This is a genomic window from Paucibacter soli (genome assembly GCF_037482845.1).
GTDB classification, from domain to species: Bacteria; Pseudomonadota; Gammaproteobacteria; order Burkholderiales; family Burkholderiaceae_C; genus Paucibacter_B; species Paucibacter_B soli.
The window spans coordinates 214,158-230,861 of record NZ_JBBHJW010000003.1; the positions used below are offsets into that span (position 1 = coordinate 214,158).

Sequence of the window (16,704 nt, forward strand, 5' to 3'; positions counted from 1 at the left end):
TGCCAGCATTGTGCTCGCAGCGCTGCAGATCAGGGTAAGGCCTGTCTCTCCCTGAGCACAGCAAGGTGCTAGCTTGGGCTACAGTCCGGCTAGCGGATTCATGTACAGAGCCTTGACGAAACGCCTCACCACCCCCAAGGTTGAATAAATGCCGGAAAGCCAGATGTCCAACAGCGCAGCGCTCGCCCCAGGCGATGATGACCTGCTGGAGTTCCTGGACGGTCCCGAGCATCACGACGAGATTCCCGCGCACGAACAACAGCCCTGGCGCATCCTGATCGTTGACGACGACGCCGATGTGCACAAGGCCACCGAGCTGGCCATGCAGGGCCTGCAGGTGGAGGGCCAACCACTCGTCTTTCTGCACGCCGAATCGGCCGCGCAGGCGCGCCAGGTGCTGTCCTCCGAGCCCGATCTGGCGGTGGTGCTGCTGGACGTGGTGATGGAATCGGAAGACGCCGGCCTGCAGCTGGTGCGATTCATCCGCGACGACCTCAAGCTGCGTGCGGTGCGCATCGTGCTGCGCACCGGCCAGCCCGGCTATGCGCCCGAGATCGAGACGGTGCAGACCTACGACATCAACGACTACAAGACCAAGTCGGAACTGACACGCACGCGGCTCTACACGGTGCTGACCGCCGCGATCCGCTCCTACCGGCAGATCCGCGCGCTGGAAAGCAACCGCAAGGGCCTGGAGCTGATCGTCGAGGCCAGCACCGAGCTGAGCCGGCTGCAGGGCCTGCAGCGCTTTGCCGAGGGTGTGGTGACCCAACTCTGCGCCCTGCTGGGCATCCTGCCCGAAGGCCTGGTGTGCGCACGCGCCAGCGCCGATGTGGACGATCAGTCGCGCATCGTTGCCGCCGCCGGCCAGTTCAGCGGCCTGATCAACTGCCCGCTCGGCGCGGTGCAGGTCACCAAGGTCAGGCACATCCTCACGCGCTGTCTCAGCGAGCGTCAGAACATCGTCGAAGACGGCTGCACCTGCCTGTATTTCGGCCTCTCCAACGGCCGTGCCCTGGCGGCCATGGTGGAAGTGGGCCGCCCGCTCGACGAGCTGGACCAACAGTTGCTGCGCGCCTTCTGCTCCAACATCGCGGTGGGCTTCGAGAACGTGGTGCTGTATTCGCAGCTGATCGATCAGGCCTACAACGACCAGCTGCTGCACCTGCCCAATCGCACCCGTTTCATCGAGCTGCTGGAGCAGAACCTCAAGCATCCCGACGGCATCACGCTGGCGCTGATCGACCTGGACGACTTTTCCGACGTCAACGACGCCTTCGGCCATCGCTTCGGCGACCAGGTGCTGCAGGCCGTGGTGGCGCGCCTGTCGGACCAGCTCGGCTTCAACACCTCGATGGCACGCGTGGCGGCCGATGCCTTCGGCCTGATGGGGCCTAACCATCTGGTCAACGGCGACAACATCCGCAACCTGTTTGCCGAACCCTTCACGGTGGCCGGCGAACGGCTGCAACTCTCGGCCACCACCGGCCTGGTGCGCCTGACCGAGTCGAATTCGGTGGGCTCGGAACTGCTGCTGGATGCCCAGATCGCGCTCAAGCGCGCCAAGCAGCAGCACCGCGGTTCTTCGCAGTACTTCTCCGCCGCCATGGGCACCGACGCGCGCGAGCGCTTCAAGCTGCTGAAGGGCCTGCGCGCCGGTTTCGAGGAGCGCCGCCTGTTCGTGGTCTACCAGCCCCAGGTGGATCTGGCGAACCGCCAGCCGCTGGGCGCCGAGGCGCTGCTACGTTGGCGCACCGCCGAGGGCCAGTTCGTGCCGCCGGACCAGTTCATCCCGCTGGCCGAGCAGTCCGGGCTGATCATCAGCATCGGCGACTTTGTGCTGCGCACCGCCTGTTTCCAGCTCAAGCATCTGCGCGACCTGGGCTATCAGGACTTCCGCATGGCGGTGAACATCTCGCTGGCGCAGTTCCGCCATCCGCTCTTCATCCAGACCGTCAAGGCGGCGCTGGAAGACAGCGGCGTGCCCGGTGCCAGCCTGGAGCTGGAGATCACCGAATCGATGGCGATGGAAGACATCTCCCTGGTGCTGCGCGTGCTGGCTGACATCCGCAGTACCGGCGCCTCGGTGGCGATCGACGACTTCGGCACCGGCTTCTCCTCGCTGAGCCAGCTGCGCCAGCTGGACGTGGAGCGGCTCAAGATCGACCGCGCCTTCGTGCGCGAGGCGCAGAGCAGCAATGCCGGCTCCACCATTGCGCAAATGGTGGTGAACCTGGGCCGCGGACTGGGCATGCGCGTGATCGCCGAGGGCATAGAGACCGAAGAGCAGTGCCAATACCTGCAGGCCCTGGGCTGCCACGAGGGCCAGGGTTATCTATTCGCCAAGCCCATGATGGCCGACCAGCTCCAGCTCTGGCTGGAGGGCGGCAAGGGCGAGCCGCTGCAGTAAGCAGCACGGCCCGCTCCGGCGCGGCAGGCGGCTCGCCTACTTGCTGCGCGCGATCAACATGCCCAGCAGCAGGCCGACGCCGGCCGCCACGCCGATCGACTGCCAGGGGTTCTCGTGCACATAGTTGTCGGTGGCCTTGCCGGCGGCCTTGGCCTTCTCGATCGCGGCTTCCTGCAACTCGCTGAGATGGCGCTTGGCGCGGTCCAGGCTGGCCTGGACCTTGGCGCGCAACTCGCTGGCGCCCTCGCCGGCCTGGCCGGCGGTGGCCTTGAGCAGCGACTCGGCCTCGGCGACGACGGCGTGCAAATCCGCCACCAGGCGTTCCTTCTGGGCGTGTACTTGATCTGACATGGTGTCCTCCGTTGCGGAACTGGGGTCAATGCTTGTACACCTTATTTCGAAACAGCACAGCACCAATGCGCCAGATCAAGCTTTCAGATCGAGCCGGTAGCCCACCCCATAGACGGCGCTGATGCAGTCCTGCGGCGGCTCCAGCGCGGCCAGCTTGCGGCGCACGTTCTTCACATGGCTGTCGATCACCCGGTCGCTGACATCACGGAAGTCTTCGTGCAATTGCTCCAGCAATTGGCCGCGCGCAAACACCCGGCCCGGCTGCGCCAGCAGCAGCCGCATGAGGCGGAACTCCAAGGTGGTCAGCGCCAGCAACTGGCCCTGCCAGAACAACCGCTGCCCCGCCTCGTCGATGGCAAAGCCCCCGCCCAAAGGCCGTGGCGCGGTGTTCATGCCGGGCAGCCGCCCCTCGGCGCGCCGCAGCAGCGCGCGCACGCGCGCCACCACCTCACGCGGGCTGAAGGGCTTGCACAGATAGTCGTCAGCGCCCAGCTCCAGCCCGAGCAGGCGGTCCAACTCGTCCACCCGCGCGCTCAGCATCAAGATCGGCAGGCTGCTGAACTGACGCAGCTCGCGGCACAGTTCCAGCCCGTCCATGCCGGGCAGCATCACATCCAGCAGCAGCACCGCCGGCGGCTCGGCGCGGATCGCCTGCAGGGCGGCCAGCCCATCGCCCAGGCTGTGCGCCTGGTAGCCGGAGGCCTTGAGGTAGTCGCACAACAAGGCGGCCAGCTTGGGCTCATCCTCCACCACCAGCACCACACGTCCACTCTCGCTCATGCGCGCCCTCTTGCTGCTTGGCTGGCTTGCTGGCTGGCATCGAGCGGCAGCCACACGGTGAGCGCCAGCCCGCCAAGGGCCGAGGCATCGGCCAGGATGCGGCCATGATGGCTGCGCACCAAGGCCTGTGCAATCGCCAGGCCCAGGCCGCTGCCACCCGACTCGCGGCTACGCGAGCCTTCCACCCGGTACAGCGGGTCGAACAGCTGCGGCAAGGCCTCGGGCGGCACGCCGGGCGGGCTGTCCTCCACCACCAGACGCAGCCAGCCCGGCTGCAGCTCGGCCGACAGGCTGATGCGGCCGGGCGCATCCGTATAGCGCAGGCTGTTCTCCAGCAGATTGGCCAGCAGCTGCGCGATGCGCTGGCCATCCCAGACCACGCTACCGAGCTGCTGCGGCCAGGCGCTCACCAGCGTCAGCCCGCGCGCCCTGGCGCGTTCGCTCACCCGCGCCACCGCCTCGGCCAGCAGGGCCTGGGGCTGCAGCGGCGCGAAGCGACAGGGCAGCTCCCGCAGGTCCGAGCAGGCCAGGGTGTGGAAGTCCTCGGTCAAGCGCGTCAGCCGCCGCACCTCGTCCTGCAGCGACGCCAGGGCGCGCTGATCCAGCGGGCGTATGCCATCGGCCAAGGCTTCCAGCTCGCCACGCAAGACCGCCAGGGGCGTGCGCAACTCGTGCGAGAGCTCGGCGATCCAGCGCCGCCGGCTCGCCTCCAGGCGCTGCAAGGAGGCCGCCATCGCGTTCAGATCGCGCGACAGCTCGCCCAACTCGTCATCGCCCTCGGCCGCCACGCGCACCTCCAGGGCGCCGTTGGCGATGCGGCGTGCCGCCGCCTGCGCCTGCTGCAGCGGCCGCACCCAGCGGCGCGCCAGTTGCCGGCCGGCCAGCAGGGCCAACAGCAGCAGCGCCGCCGCCACGCCGGCGATGCCCAGATACTGGCGGCGCAAGAAGCTGGCATCCACCTGGTCCACCGCCGCGCTGCCGCGCTCGCTCAGGCGTAGCAAGGCCAGCACTTGCCCGTCTAGCTTGATGGCACGCTGCTGACCCGACAGCTGCCAGAGCTCGCGCCGGCCGGCCCAGAGCTCGCGCCCGTCCGGGCTGAGCAGCGCCAGCCGGTGGCCCAGGCTGGCGGGGTCGCGCGGCGGGCGCGGCGCCGCGCCGCCGGGGCGTGGCGGCGGCAGCAGCAGGTCCTCGGGCGCGCCCTCGCCCTCGGCCAGGCGTTGCGGCCGGGGTGCGGTGGCCTCCACCCAGCTACGCAGGCGTGCGCGCAAATCGCCTGGCGGCAGGCCGCCCAACCGGCGCAGATCGTTCTCGGCCACCACCATCACGCGATCCAGCAACTGGGCATCCTGGGTGCTCAGATAGGCGCTGAAGCCGGCACGCAGATTCCAGGCCACCAGCGCCCCCATGGCCAGCACGGCCAGGAACACCGTGCCCAGCAGCAACAGGGATATCTGATGAACCAGGCGCAGGCGCATGCCGCGCATCTTAGTCAGGCCGGTGGCGGCAATTGTGGAGCGCCTCTCCACAATGTCTCCATGCTCGCTGCCTGATGCAGAGCCAAGCTCCGGCCATCACCACCCTGCCCAGGAGCCGCCATGCGCACATCCCTCCATGCCCCATTTGCCGCCGCCCTGGCCTGCCTGCTGAGCGCCTGCGGCGGCGGCGGCAGCAGCCCGACCGAGGCCAGCGCTCTGGCACCAAGCATGGCTGAAACACAGGCGGTTCGCCCGCCACCGCCGGCCCCGGCCGCATCGGCCGCCGGTCTCGGCACCCTCGCCAGCGTGGGCGACAAGCTCTTCCATGACCGCAGCCTATCGGCCAGCGCGCGCCTGGCCTGCGCCAGCTGCCATGTGCCCGAGCGCGGCCATGCGGATGCGCCCGGTGGCTTCCTGCCGCTGGGCGGGGCGAACGGCCAGCAACAAGGCCTGCGCAGCACGCCCAGCGCACGCTATCTCGACCAGGCCGGCAGCTTCCGCTTCGACGCCCAGGGCGATCCGCAGGGCGGCCTGTTCTGGGACGGGCGCGCCAATGACCGCGTGGCCCAGGCCCGCGGCCCGCTCTTCAACAATCACGAAATGGCCAACAGCAGCGTCGCCAGCCTGGCGGGCAAGCTGCGCGCCACCGCCTATGCCGGCGAGCTGCTGCGCGCCGCCGCCCTGCCGCCCGGCGCCAGCGACGAGCAGTGGCTGCAAGCCGCCCTGTCGGCGCTGGCCAGCTACCAGGCCCAGGACGCCGAGTTCCACCCCTTCAGCAGCAAGTTCGACGCGGTGCAAGAGGGGCGCGCCAGCTTCACAGCGGCCGAGGCGCGCGGCCTGGCCGCCTTCAACGACCCCCAACGCGGCAATTGCGCGGCCTGCCACAGCAGCCGTCCGGGCCCGAATGCGGGTGCGGGCGCACGCGCGCTCTTCACCAACCATCGCTACTTCGCCCTCGGCGTGCCGCGCAACCAGAGCCAGGCGACGGCCGACCCATCCTTCTTCGACCTCGGCCTGTGCGGCCCGCAGCGTAGCGACCTGGCCGCTCGCGGCGAGCTGTGCGGCAAGTTCCGCGTGCCCACGCTACGCAATGTCGCGCTGACCGGGCCCTACTTCCACAATGCCCGCTTCAACACGCTGGAGGAGGTGGTGAGCTTCTACGCCACGCGCGAGAGCGACCCGGCGCGCTGGTACCCGGTGCTGAACGGGCAGGTGCAACGCTACAACGACCTGCCGACCGAGTACCAGGCCAATCTGTTCCGCGGCGCTCCCTTCAACCGCAGGCCCAACCAGCCGGCGGCGCTAACGCCGCAGGAAGTGAACGACATCGTCGCCTTCCTGCGTACGCTCAGCGACGGCTTCCAACCGGCGCCGAGCCGTTAGCCGGGCTCAGCCCAGCAGCGTGTCGGCGTTCACATAGGCATAGCCCAGATCGCGCGCCACCGCCTCGTAGGTGACATGGCCGGCGGCCACGTTCAGGCCCGCTTTCAGATGCGGGTTGTCCTTGAGCGCCTGCTTCCAGCCCTTGTCGGCCAGCGCCACCGCATGGCCGATGGTGGCGTTGTTGAGCGCGAAGGTCGAGGTACGCGCCACCGCGCCGGGCATATTGGCCACGCAGTAATGCACCACGCCGTCCACCACGAAAGTGGGCTCGGCATGGGTGGTGGCATGCGAGGTTTCGAAGCAGCCGCCTTGGTCGATCGCCACGTCCACCACCACCGCACCCTTCTTCATGCGCGACACCATCGCGCGCGTCACCAGCTTGGGCGCCGCGGCGCCAGGGATCAGCACGCCGCCGACCACCAGATCGGCCGACAGCACCGCCTCTTCCACGCTCAGGGCGGTCGAGTACTGGGTGGTGATGCGGTTGCCGAACACCAGGTCCAGCTGGCGCAGGCGGTCCACACTCTTGTCCAGCACGGTGACGCGCGCGCCCATGCCCACCGCCATCTGCATGGCATGCGTGCCGACCACGCCGGCACCGATCACCACCACATGGGCCGGGGCCACGCCGGGCACGCCGCCCAGCAGCACACCCATGCCGCCCTTGCTCTTCTCCAGATGCGCCGCGCCGGCCTGCACGGCCATGCGGCCGGCCACCTCGCTCATGGGCGCCAGCAGCGGCAGGCCGCCGCCGGGCGCGGTGACGGTCTCATACGCAATGCAGATCGCGCCGCTCTTCACCAGTGCGGCGGTCTGCTCGGGGTCCGGCGCCAGATGCAGATAGGTGTAGAGGATCTGGCCGGGGCGCAGCATCGCGCATTCCTGCGGCTGCGGCTCCTTGACCTTGACGATCATCTCGCTCTGCGCGAACACCGTGGCGGCGTCGGGCGCCAGCTGCGCGCCGGCGGCCAGGTACTGCTCGTCATCGAGCCCGATGGCGGCGCCGGCACCGGTCTGCACCAGCACGCTGTGACCACGGCTGGTGAGCTCGCGCACACTGGCCGGGGTCAGGCCCACGCGGTACTCGTGGTTCTTGATTTCCTTGGGGCAACCTATCTTCATGATCTGTCTCCGTTCTTGTTGAGGGAATGAAGAGCGCTTTGTACGACCGCAGGCGGCCCGAGGGCAAATGGCATTTGCCGCGCTACAGCGCTATTAGCGCGGCTAATCCGCCGCCTCTTCCCAGCGCTCGACCAGGAAGAAGTCCTCGGCGGCACGCCCCAGCAGACGCAGGCGGCGCCCCTCCAGCGCCTCCAGCTCCGAGTCGCGGAAGGGGTTGCCGCCCACACGCCGCAGCACATGCTGCTGCCCCCGGGCATCCTCCAGCACCATGCCACGGTGCTCGCTCTTGCTACCCTGGGCGAGCAGGCGCTTGACGACGGTTCCGACCAGCTCACTCATGCGGCGACCTCAGCGCGAATGGACACGACGCACATGCAGCAACTGGCCATCCTCCTCGGTGGCGACGATGGCGAGCACACGCCGGCCCAGCAAGCCTTTGAGCACATGGATGCGCCGCGCCGCGCCCCTGCCGCCGATCTCGAAACTCAGGCGCGCGACCTCGCCCCGCAGGCCCGACTCGCGCGCCATCAGCTGCATGGTGCGCTCCACCGCGACCGCGGGCTGCAAGGGCTTGGCCCGCAGCGGCGGCAATGCGCGCGCCAGATGCCGGCCTTCGCGTTCCAGTCGCTCGCGCCGCAGGCCGCGCACGCCGCGGTCCTGCACCTTGGCAAAGGCCTGCTTGAAGGCCCTGGTCTTGCTGAGCGCATGGGCCGCATAGGCCACCGGTTGCAGCGACGGGTCGCCCAGCAGATAGAACTGGCCCAGGGTCTTGAGATCGAAGGGGTCCAGATGGGTGCGTTCGCCCGCGAACTTCTGGCGCGCCTCCAGCGCCGCGCGGCCCAGCGATGAGCCCGCCAGCACGCGCTGCAGGAAATACTGGCAGATCAGGTCGGCCGAGCCATTGCCCTCGCTGGGCCCGTAGGCAATCGTGGTGCTGCCGAAAAAGCCACTCGCGCCGTCGGCCAGATACCTCAGCGCGATGCCCTGGCTGCCGCCGCCCTCGGCCGGGTCGTAGAGCTGGGCGCCATAGCAGCATTCGGCCGCCACCACGGTGCCGGCGCTGATCTTGCCGGCCAGCAGGCTGGCGCGGTGCGCCACCGGATAGTCATCGCCGCGCTGGCCAAAGTACTCGGGCGAATGGCTGGCGCCATGGCAGTTGATGAAGTGCATGCGCGGTGCCAGGTCTTGCTTGGCCCAGCGCGGACCCTTGGGCGGCGCCAGGTTCAGCGGCGCGGCATCGCCGAAGGTGTTGTTCACGCTCAGGCGCGTGGAACCCTGCCAGACCTCGGCCGAGAGCGCGAAGCTCTGCTGGTAATCGGCGCGCGGCAAGGGCTTTGAGCGCGCCGAGGCGCGCAGCAACTGCAACAGCAGATCGGGCTTGCTGGCGCCCGGCATATCGGGCAGGCGACCGACCACCCGGGTCGGCCCCAGGAAGCGGTTCACATCGGTGCCATAGGGCGCCTCGCAGGCATAGGGCAGATCGCTGGGTACGGTTTTGTCCTCGTCGCCGCCCGGCCCGCCATAGGCCGGGTTCGCCAGCGGCACCATGGGCAGCACGTCGAGGGCGCCGAGCAGCAGGATGTAGTGCGGCTTGGCCGCGCTGGCCACGGCATCGATGGCGACCTTGAGCGCGCGCGCATCGGGCTTGGCCGGCACCGCGGCGCCATAGGGCTTCATCGCCGAGGCCAAACTGACGTCCAGCACCACGGTCTCGATGCCACTCTTCTTGTCGGCGCTCACCAGGGCCTTGAGCGCCGCGTCCAGCTTGGCCAGGCCGGCCGCCGCGTATTTGGCACGTAAGGCCGCGCCATGCTTGATCACCAGCTTGTCCATCTTGCGCTCCCCGCGGGCAAAAGCCGATTGTGGCGACCGCAAGCAAGCGCTGGCAACGCGTGCCCCCTAGCTTGGCGGGGGCCCCCGGGTCTCAGCCGGCGCGCTTGGCCAGCAGCGCGCGCCCCACACGCGAGACCGGCGCGCGGCCCAGTACATGGGAGATGAAGGCGCCGGCGTCGACCAGGCGCTCGATGTCGATGCCGGTCTCGATGCCCAGGCCGTTCAGCATGAAGACCACGTCCTCGGTCGCCACATTGCCGGTCGCGCCCTTGGCGTAGGGGCAGCCGCCCAGGCCGGCGACGCTGGCGTCGAAGGTATGCACGCCCAGCTCCAGGCAGGCGTAGATGTTGGCGAGCGCCTGGCCATAGGTGTCGTGGAAATGCCCGCTCACCTCCACCAGGGGGTAATGCTTGAGCGCACGTTCCATCGCCGCCTGGATCTTGCGCGGCGTGCCCACGCCTATGGTGTCGGCCACGCCCAGATGATCCACGCCTATGCCCTTCATCAAGAGCACCACGCGCTCGACCTGGTCGGCGCTGATATCGCCCTCGTAGGGGCAGCCCACCGCGCAGGAAAGCGCGCCGCGTACCTTGAGGCCGGCGGCGTGCGCCGCCTCCACCACCGGGGCAAAGCGCTCGATGCTCTCGGCGATGGAGCAGTTGATGTTCTTCTGGCTGAAGGCTTCCGAGGCCGCGGCGAACACCACGATCTCGTCCGGCTTGGTGGGCAAGGCCGCCTCCAGGCCCCTCACATTCGGCGTCAGCACCGAATAGCGCACGCCGGGCTGGCGCGCGATGGCGGCCATCACCGCCTCGTTGTCGGCCATCTGCGGCACCCATTTGGGGCTGACGAAGCTGGTGACCTCGATCTCGCGCAGGCCGGCGGCCTGCAGCATGGCCACCAGCTGCGCCTTGTGCTCGGTGGCGACCGGCTGCTTTTCGTTCTGCAGGCCGTCGCGCGGGCCCACATCGACCAGGGTGACGCGGCTGGGCAGGCTCATGATCAGACCTCCAGGCGCAGCAGTTCGGCGCCGTCAGTGACCTGGTCGCCGACGGCGAACAAGAGTTCGGCCACCACGCCGTCGCGCGGCGCATTGATGGTGTGCTCCATCTTCATCGCCTCCATCACCGCCAGGGCCTGGCCCTTGGCCACCTTGTCGCCGGGCTGGGCCAGGAAGGACACCAGCTTGCCTGGCATGGGGGCGGTGAGGCGGCCGGCGCTCGCGCCGTCATCGCCGGCATGGGCGATCACGTCCACCTCGGTGACGAGGGCCGAGCCCTGGGCCGCGAACACCGCGACGCGCTCGCCCTGGGCGTAGGTCTTCACCATCAGACGTTTCAGCGCCAGTCCTTCGCCGAGCAAGAGCTCGTGCGACTCCAGCCCCTGCGAATTCACCGCAAATGGCAAGACCTGACCCTCGACCGTGAGCTGCATGCCGCCCTGGTGGTGGCGCGAGAGCAGCACCTCGTGGTGCGTGCCGCCGGCCTCCAGATCGAAGCGGCGCGCCGAGGCGCCGTACATGCGCCAGCCGTCGCGTGCGGTCCAGGGGTCGGCGCTCTGCAGCGCGGCCTCCTTGGCCAGGGTATGGGCCACCACCGCGGCGGCGCTGATCTGCAGCGGCAGGCCGGGCTGGTCGAACAGCGCGGCGCGCTCGCGCTCTATCAGGCCGGTGTCCAGATCGGCACCGGCAAAGCTGGCCGTGGCGGCGCAGCGGCGCAGAAAGGCCACATTGGTCTGCAGGCCCACGATATGGGTGTCGCGCAGCGCTGCATCCAGGCGCGCCAGGGCCTGGGCGCGGTCCTCGCCCCAGACGATAAGCTTGGCCACCATCGAATCGTAGAAGGGGCTGATCTCGTCGCCCTCACCCACGCCCGCGTCGATGCGCACGTTGCCGCGCTCGAAGCTCACATGCGCCGGCCAGCGCGCCACATCGAGGCGACCGGTGGCGGGCAAAAAGCCGCCATCGGGGTTCTCGGCGCAGATGCGCGCCTCGATGGCATGGCCGTGCATCTGCAACTCATGCTGCTTGAGCGGCAGCGGCTCGCCGCTGGCCACGCGCAACTGCCACTCGACCAGGTCCTGGCCGGTGATCGCCTCGGTAACCGGATGCTCGACCTGCAGGCGGGTATTCATTTCCATGAAATAGAAGCGCCCGTCCTGCTCGGCGATGAACTCCACCGTACCGGCGCCCACATAGCCCACCGCCTTGGCGGCCGCCACCGCGGCCTCGCCCATCTCGCGGCGGCGTGCCGCGCTCATGCCGGGGGCCGGCGCCTCTTCCAGCACCTTCTGGTGGCGGCGCTGCACCGAGCAGTCGCGCTCGAACAGGTAGACGCATTGGCCCTGGCTGTCGCCGAACACCTGGATCTCGATATGGCGGGGCTTTTGCACATAACGCTCTATCAGCACGGCATCGTCGCCAAAGCTGTTGATGGCCTCGCGCTTGCACGAGGCCAGCGCGGCGTCAAACTCGGACGCCTGCAGCACCGCGCGCATGCCCTTGCCGCCGCCGCCGGCGCTGGCCTTGATCAGCACCGGATAGCCGATGCGATCCGCCTCACGCTTGAGCAGCGCGGGGTCCTGGTCGGCGCCGTGGTAGCCGGGCACCAGGGGCACGCCGGCCGCTTCCATCAGGCGCTTGGACTCGGCCTTCAGGCCCATCGCGCGAATCGCCGACGAGGGCGGGCCGATGAAGACCAGGCCGGCCTTGGCGCAGGCTTCAGCGAACTCTTCGTTTTCCGACAGAAAGCCGTAGCCGGGGTGCACGGCCTGGGCGCCGCTGGCCTTGGCCGCCTCGATGATGCGCTGCCATTGCAAATAGGAGTCGCGCGGCGCCGGGCCGCCGATCAACACCGCCTCGTCGCAGGCCTGCACATGCTTGGCGCGCGCATCGGCCTCGGAATAGACCGCCACGGTCTGGACACCCAGGCGCCGTGCCGTGGCCGCTACGCGGCAAGCAATCTCACCGCGATTCGCAATCAGGATCTTCTTGAACATGGGGTTCCTCGGCTCAATCGCCTACTCAGTGGGACACCGTCGCGCCGCTGCAGCCGCAGCTGCCGCTGCCACAACCGCCGCTGGCGCTGGCGCTCAGCTGGATCTTGGCTTCCTCGGGGCTCAGCTCGGCCTCGCTGGCGCAATGCATGCCCAGGCGCTCCAGCAGGGCGCGGTCCTTGGCGGCCTGGGGGTTGGCGGTGGTGAGCAGCTTGTCGCCGTAGAACATGCTGTTGGCGCCGGCCAGGAAACACAGGCTTTGCAGCGACTCGGGCATCTCCTCGCGGCCGGCCGACAGGCGCACCATGGCGCGCGGCATGCAGATGCGCGCCACCGCGATCATGCGCACGAATTCAAACGGGTCCAGCGCCGCGGTGCCGGCCAGCGGCGTGCCCTCGACCTGCACCAGGTTGTTGATCGGCACCGATTCCGGATACGGGTCCAGATTGGCCAGCTGCACGATCAGGCCGGCACGCTCGCGACGGCTCTCGCCCATGCCGACGATGCCGCCCGAGCAGACCTTGAGGCCGACATTGCGCACGCGCTCCAGCGTATCCAGGCGGTCCTGGAAGGTGCGGGTGGTGATGATCTGGCCGTAGAACTCGGGCGAGGTGTCGAGGTTGTGGTTGTAGTAGTCCAGGCCCGCCTCGCGCAGCTGCTCGGCCTGGCCCTCGCCCAGCATGCCGGCGGTGAGGCAGGTCTCCAGGCCCATGGCCTTGACCTCGCGCACCATCTCGCCGATCGCCTCCAGATGGCGCTCCTTGGGCGAACGCCAGGCCGCGCCCATGCAGAAGCGCGTCGCGCCATTCGCCTTGGCGGCACGCGCCGCCTCCAGCACCTCGTCCAGCGGCAGCAGCTTCTCGGCCTTCAGGCCGGTGTCGAAATGCGCCGACTGCGGACAGTAGGCGCAGTCCTCCTCGCAGCCGCCGGTCTTGATCGAGAGCAGCGTGGAGAGCTGCACCGCATTCGCGTCGAAGTTCTCGCGGTGCACCTGCTGGGCACGGAACAGCAGGTCGTTGAAGGGCAGCTCGAACAGCGCCGCGACCTCGTTGACGGTCCAGGGCTTGGCCTGGCGGCGCTCGGCATCGGTGCTGGGGGTGAGGGACTGGACTTGATTGGCGGTCTGTTTCATGGGAAGGATTCCAGGGCTTGCAGCAGCAGCGACGACGGCTGAGGCAGATGCGCGGCGACTGCCGCAGGGGAAGGATCGAACAGCCGGGGCACATGGCCCCAGCAGGGAGCGTTGAAGGGGGCGGCGCCCAGCAGCGCCGTCAATGCGGCCAGATTGTCCGCCACATGCGGCATGTCGGCGTCCACGGTATTGGCCACCCAGGCGGCCAGCCTGAGGCCGCGCGCGGCAATCGCCTCGGCAGTGAGCAAGGCGTGGTTGATGCAACCCAGGCGCAGGCCGACCACCAGCACCACCGGCAACCGCAGATCGGCCGCCAGGTCGGCGGTGTCCCAGTGCGGGCTCAGCGGCACACGGAAACCACCCACGCCCTCGACGATGCTCAGCTCGGCGCGCGCCGCGGTGCTGCGCACCGCGTGCAGCAGCGGCGCGCGGTCAATGGTGCAGCCCTCCAGGCGGGCTGCGATATGCGGTGCGCAGGCGGCGCGTAGCTGCAGCGGGCCTACCTCGGCATCGCTGAGCGCCATATTGCTGGCCGCGCGCAGGCGCCGCACATCCTCGTTGACCCAGGCCCCGTCGATGAAGTCCTGCCCCGCTGCGATCGGCTTGATGGCGGCCACGCGCAGGCCCAGCCGCGCAAATGCGTGGGCCAGGCCGGCGCTGATACAGGTCTTGCCGATCTCGGTATCGGTGCCGGTGATGAAAAGGCCTCTCATGCGGCAGCCTTGTCCATATCGTCAGCGCACGCAGACAAGGCGGACAGCAATTGCTCAACATCGGCCGCGGTGTGCGTCGCGCACAGCGTGATGCGCAGCCGCGCCTCGCCCTTGGGCACGGTGGGCGGGCGTATGCCGGGCACGCGCAGGCCCTCGCGCTCCAGCCTGGCGGCCAGCTGCATCACCTCGGCATTGCCGCCCACGATGAGCGGCTGCACCGGCGTGTCCGAGGCGGCCAGCTTCCAACCCAGGCGCGGATGGCGCTCCAGCAGGTCCGCGATGCCCTTGCGCAGCTGGGCCTGCAGGCGCAGCAGGTTCTCGCGCCGCTGCACGCCGGTGTCGCTGGCGATCAGATCGAAGCTGGTGAGCAGCGCATGCTCGATCGCCGCCGGCGAAGCGGTGGAAAAAATGAAGTTGCGGGCCGCCTGCAGCAGGTACTCGACCACCGTCTCATGCGCCACCACGAAGGCGCCGGACAGGCCCGCGGCCTTGCCCAGCGTGCCGACCAGGATCAGGCGCTGGCTGTGCAGATCGAAGTGCTCCAGCGAGCCACGGCCCTTGGCGCCCAGCACGCCGAAGCCATGCGCGTCGTCGACGATCAGCCAGGCATCGAATTCCTCGGCCAGGGCCAGCAGAGCGGGCAGCGGCGCGAGGTCGCCGTCCATGCTGAACACCGCGTCGGTGACGATCAGCTTGATCTTGGCCTGGCTCGCCGCCAGCAGCGCGCGCAGCTGGGCCACGTCGGCATGGCCGAAGCGCGTGACCTTGGCCTTGGCCAGGCGCGTGCCGTCAATCAGCGAGGCATGGTTGAGCGCCTCCGAGAAGATCTCGGTCTGCTCGTCTCCCAGCGCGGTGACCACCGCCAGATTGGCCATATAGCCGGTGCAGAAGCCGATCGCGCGCGCCTGCGGAATATGCGGCGCAAACCAGGCCGCCAGGGTCTGGGCGACGCGCTCATGCGCCACCGTGTGGCCGCTGATCAGCGGCGATGCGCCCGAGCCGCCGCCGTAGATGCGCGCACCCTCGGCCAGGGCCGCGGCCACGCGCGGATGTGCGGCCAGGCCCAGGTAGTCGTTGGAGCAGAACATCAGCAGTTCGCGCGCATGGCCGTCCGCTCCCCGCACGATCTGGCGCGGCGCGGTGCGGCTCTCGGCCTGGCGCAGAAAGCGCGTCAGGCTTTGCGCCTCAATGGCCTTGAGTTTGGTGTTCAGGTGTTCAAGCAACATCGTCGAGGGTCCGGCGCACGGCCTCGGCCAGCAAGGCCGCGCTCTGCGCATCAATCAGATAAGGGGGCATCAGGTAGACGGTGGCGCCGATAGGCCGGATCAGCAGCTCATGGGCGCGCGCCGCCAGATGGAAACGCTCGGCGAAGCGCTCGCCGGGCTGCTTCACGTCGAAAGCCAGGATCATGCCGCGCTGGCGAAAGTGCTCGACGCGCGCGTCCCCGGCCAGTGGCGCGAAGGCCTCGGCCAGCAGTGCGGCCTGCACGCGGTTGGCCTCCAGCTGGCCGGCGTCGAAGCGGTCCAGCACCGCGTTGGCGGCGGCGCAGGCCAGGGCATTACCGGTGTAGGAATGCGAATGCAGAAAGCCGCGCGTCACGTCCTCGGACCAGAAGGCACGGTAGACCGCATCGGTGCTCAGCACCAGTGAGAGCGGCAGGGTGCCGGCGGTGATGCCTTTGGAAAGCAGGATGAAATCGGGCCATTCGGCCCCCGTTTGTTCCCAGGCGAAAAAAGTCCCCGTCCGCCCGCAGCCGACGGCAATTTCGTCGGCGATCAGGTGCACATCGAACTCGCGCGTTAGCGCACGCAAGGCCGACAGGTATGAAGGCGCGTGCATCACCATGCCCGCGGCGCCCTGCACCAGAGGCTCGACGATCACCGCGGCGATATGCGCATGGCGCTGCTCCAGCAGCGCGCGCATCGCGGCCAGGGCCTCGGCCTCGTTGCCCAGCCGGCTGTCGGGCGAGGCGACGATGTGGGCGCGCATCAAGAGCGGATCGTAGGCGTCGCGGAAGATCGCCACATCGGTGACGGCCAGCGCGCCAATCGTCTCGCCGTGGTAGCCGTTCTTCAAGCACACGAACTCGCGCTTGTCGCCGCGGCCCAGATTGCGCCAGGAATGAAAGCTCTGCTTGAGCGCGATCTCCACCGCGCTGGCACCGTCGCTGCCGAAGAAGCAATGACCCAGGGCGCCGCCGGTGCGCGCCGCGAGCCGCTCGGCCAGCCGCACCGCCGGCTCATGGGTGCAGCCCGCCAGCATCACATGCGGCAGGGTATCGAGCTGGCGCTTGATGGCGGTGTTGATGCCGGCGTCGGCATGGCCGAACAGGTTCACCCACCAACTGCTGTTGGCATCGAAGTAGCGCCGGCCGTCGAAGTCGTACAGCCACGGCCCCTCGCCGCGTGCGATCGGCAGCGGCGGCACGGCTTCGGCCCGCGCCATCTGGGTGCAGGGGTGCCATACCGCATCGAGGCTGCGGCGCTGCAGGGCCTGGGTCGCGCTTGTCAT

General features: G+C 69.0%; 14 protein-coding genes. 2 read left to right on the top strand and 12 right to left on the bottom strand.

Annotated elements, in window-relative coordinates; genetic code table 11:
• Positions 1–163 precede the first annotated feature (163 nt).
• Positions 164–2,410 (top strand): EAL domain-containing response regulator, encoded by a 2,247-nt coding sequence (locus WG898_RS09080; protein WP_339602451.1) that lies wholly within the window; start codon positions 164–166, stop codon positions 2,408–2,410.
• Between the two features lie 36 nt (positions 2,411–2,446).
• On the opposite strand, the gene WG898_RS09085 is transcribed toward WG898_RS09080, so the two are convergent.
• The 3 genes from WG898_RS09085 to WG898_RS09095 all read right to left on the bottom strand — a co-directional run bounded on the left by WG898_RS09085 (position 2,447) and on the right by WG898_RS09095 (position 5,016).
• The gene (locus WG898_RS09085; RefSeq protein ID WP_339602452.1) at positions 2,447–2,761 is read right to left on the bottom strand and encodes an ElaB/YgaM/YqjD family protein; all 315 of its coding nucleotides are present in this window, start codon (positions 2,759–2,761) and stop codon (positions 2,447–2,449) included.
• Positions 2,762–2,836: 75 nt separating this feature from the next.
• Positions 2,837–3,541 carry a response regulator gene (locus tag WG898_RS09090; protein WP_339602453.1) on the bottom strand — a complete coding sequence of 235 codons (705 nt, stop codon included), beginning with the start codon at positions 3,539–3,541 and terminating at the stop codon, positions 2,837–2,839.
• Positions 3,538–5,016, bottom strand: coding sequence for an ATP-binding protein (locus WG898_RS09095; RefSeq protein ID WP_339602454.1), 1,479 nt, complete (start codon positions 5,014–5,016; stop codon positions 3,538–3,540). The genes WG898_RS09090 and WG898_RS09095 overlap by 4 nt, the downstream gene beginning before the upstream one ends.
• Before the next feature lie 120 nt (positions 5,017–5,136).
• Here WG898_RS09095 and WG898_RS09100 point away from each other — a divergent pair, with 120 nt between their 5' ends.
• A complete protein-coding gene (locus tag WG898_RS09100) occupies positions 5,137–6,399 on the top strand; it encodes a cytochrome-c peroxidase (protein WP_339602455.1) in 1,263 nt (420 codons plus the stop codon).
• Positions 6,400–6,405: 6 nt separating this feature from the next.
• Here WG898_RS09100 and ald read toward each other — a convergent pair whose 3' ends face one another.
• The 9 genes from ald to bioA form a co-directional block, all read right to left on the bottom strand.
• The gene (gene ald, locus WG898_RS09105; protein ID WP_339602456.1) at positions 6,406–7,521 is read right to left on the bottom strand and encodes an alanine dehydrogenase; all 1,116 of its coding nucleotides are present in this window, start codon (positions 7,519–7,521) and stop codon (positions 6,406–6,408) included.
• Between the two features lie 102 nt (positions 7,522–7,623).
• Positions 7,624–7,860 (bottom strand): hypothetical protein, encoded by a 237-nt coding sequence (locus tag WG898_RS09110; RefSeq protein ID WP_339602457.1) that lies wholly within the window; start codon positions 7,858–7,860, stop codon positions 7,624–7,626.
• A gap of 9 nt (positions 7,861–7,869) precedes the next feature.
• Positions 7,870–9,354, bottom strand: coding sequence for a hypothetical protein (locus WG898_RS09115; protein WP_339602458.1), 1,485 nt, complete (start codon positions 9,352–9,354; stop codon positions 7,870–7,872).
• 91 nt (positions 9,355–9,445) lie between these two features.
• Positions 9,446–10,354, bottom strand: a complete 909-nt coding sequence (locus WG898_RS09120; RefSeq protein WP_339602459.1) for a hydroxymethylglutaryl-CoA lyase — start codon at positions 10,352–10,354, stop codon at positions 9,446–9,448.
• Positions 10,355–10,356: 2 nt separating this feature from the next.
• Positions 10,357–12,351: an acetyl/propionyl/methylcrotonyl-CoA carboxylase subunit alpha gene (locus WG898_RS09125; RefSeq protein ID WP_339602460.1), complete on the bottom strand. Its 1,995-nt coding sequence runs from the start codon at positions 12,349–12,351 to the stop codon at positions 10,357–10,359.
• A 25-nt stretch (positions 12,352–12,376) separates the two neighbouring features.
• Positions 12,377–13,480 (bottom strand): biotin synthase BioB, encoded by a 1,104-nt coding sequence (bioB, locus tag WG898_RS09130; protein ID WP_339602461.1) that lies wholly within the window; start codon positions 13,478–13,480, stop codon positions 12,377–12,379.
• Positions 13,477–14,193, bottom strand: a complete 717-nt coding sequence (gene bioD / locus WG898_RS09135) for a dethiobiotin synthase (protein WP_339602462.1) — start codon at positions 14,191–14,193, stop codon at positions 13,477–13,479. The genes bioB and bioD overlap by 4 nt, the downstream gene beginning before the upstream one ends.
• On the bottom strand, positions 14,190–15,419 hold the full coding sequence (locus tag WG898_RS09140) for an aminotransferase class I/II-fold pyridoxal phosphate-dependent enzyme (protein ID WP_339602463.1): 1,230 nt from the start codon (positions 15,417–15,419) through the stop codon (positions 14,190–14,192). Before WG898_RS09140 ends, bioD begins: the two co-directional genes overlap by 4 nt.
• Positions 15,409–16,704, bottom strand: a complete 1,296-nt coding sequence (gene bioA, locus WG898_RS09145) for an adenosylmethionine--8-amino-7-oxononanoate transaminase (protein ID WP_339602613.1) — start codon at positions 16,702–16,704, stop codon at positions 15,409–15,411. Before bioA ends, WG898_RS09140 begins: the two co-directional genes overlap by 11 nt.

Bases quoted from the DNA above. Each gene is read 5' to 3' on its own strand.
- WG898_RS09080 (WP_339602451.1), top strand. From the start codon at position 164: ATGTCCAACAGCGCAGCGCTCGCCCCAGGCGATGATGACCTGCTGGAG.
- WG898_RS09085 (WP_339602452.1), bottom strand. From the start codon at position 2,761: ATGTCAGATCAAGTACACGCCCAGAAGGAACGCCTGGTGGCGGATTTG.
- WG898_RS09090 (WP_339602453.1), bottom strand. From the start codon at position 3,541: ATGAGCGAGAGTGGACGTGTGGTGCTGGTGGTGGAGGATGAGCCCAAG.
- WG898_RS09095 (WP_339602454.1), bottom strand. From the start codon at position 5,016: ATGCGCCTGCGCCTGGTTCATCAGATATCCCTGTTGCTGCTGGGCACG.
- WG898_RS09100 (WP_339602455.1), top strand. From the start codon at position 5,137: ATGCGCACATCCCTCCATGCCCCATTTGCCGCCGCCCTGGCCTGCCTG.
- ald (WP_339602456.1), bottom strand. From the start codon at position 7,521: ATGAAGATAGGTTGCCCCAAGGAAATCAAGAACCACGAGTACCGCGTG.
- WG898_RS09110 (WP_339602457.1), bottom strand. From the start codon at position 7,860: ATGAGTGAGCTGGTCGGAACCGTCGTCAAGCGCCTGCTCGCCCAGGGT.
- WG898_RS09115 (WP_339602458.1), bottom strand. From the start codon at position 9,354: ATGGACAAGCTGGTGATCAAGCATGGCGCGGCCTTACGTGCCAAATAC.
- WG898_RS09120 (WP_339602459.1), bottom strand. From the start codon at position 10,354: ATGAGCCTGCCCAGCCGCGTCACCCTGGTCGATGTGGGCCCGCGCGAC.
- WG898_RS09125 (WP_339602460.1), bottom strand. From the start codon at position 12,351: ATGTTCAAGAAGATCCTGATTGCGAATCGCGGTGAGATTGCTTGCCGC.
- bioB (WP_339602461.1), bottom strand. From the start codon at position 13,480: ATGAAACAGACCGCCAATCAAGTCCAGTCCCTCACCCCCAGCACCGAT.
- bioD (WP_339602462.1), bottom strand. From the start codon at position 14,193: ATGAGAGGCCTTTTCATCACCGGCACCGATACCGAGATCGGCAAGACC.
- WG898_RS09140 (WP_339602463.1), bottom strand. From the start codon at position 15,419: ATGTTGCTTGAACACCTGAACACCAAACTCAAGGCCATTGAGGCGCAA.
- bioA (WP_339602613.1), bottom strand. From the start codon at position 16,704: ATGACAAGCGCGACCCAGGCCCTGCAGCGCCGCAGCCTCGATGCGGTA.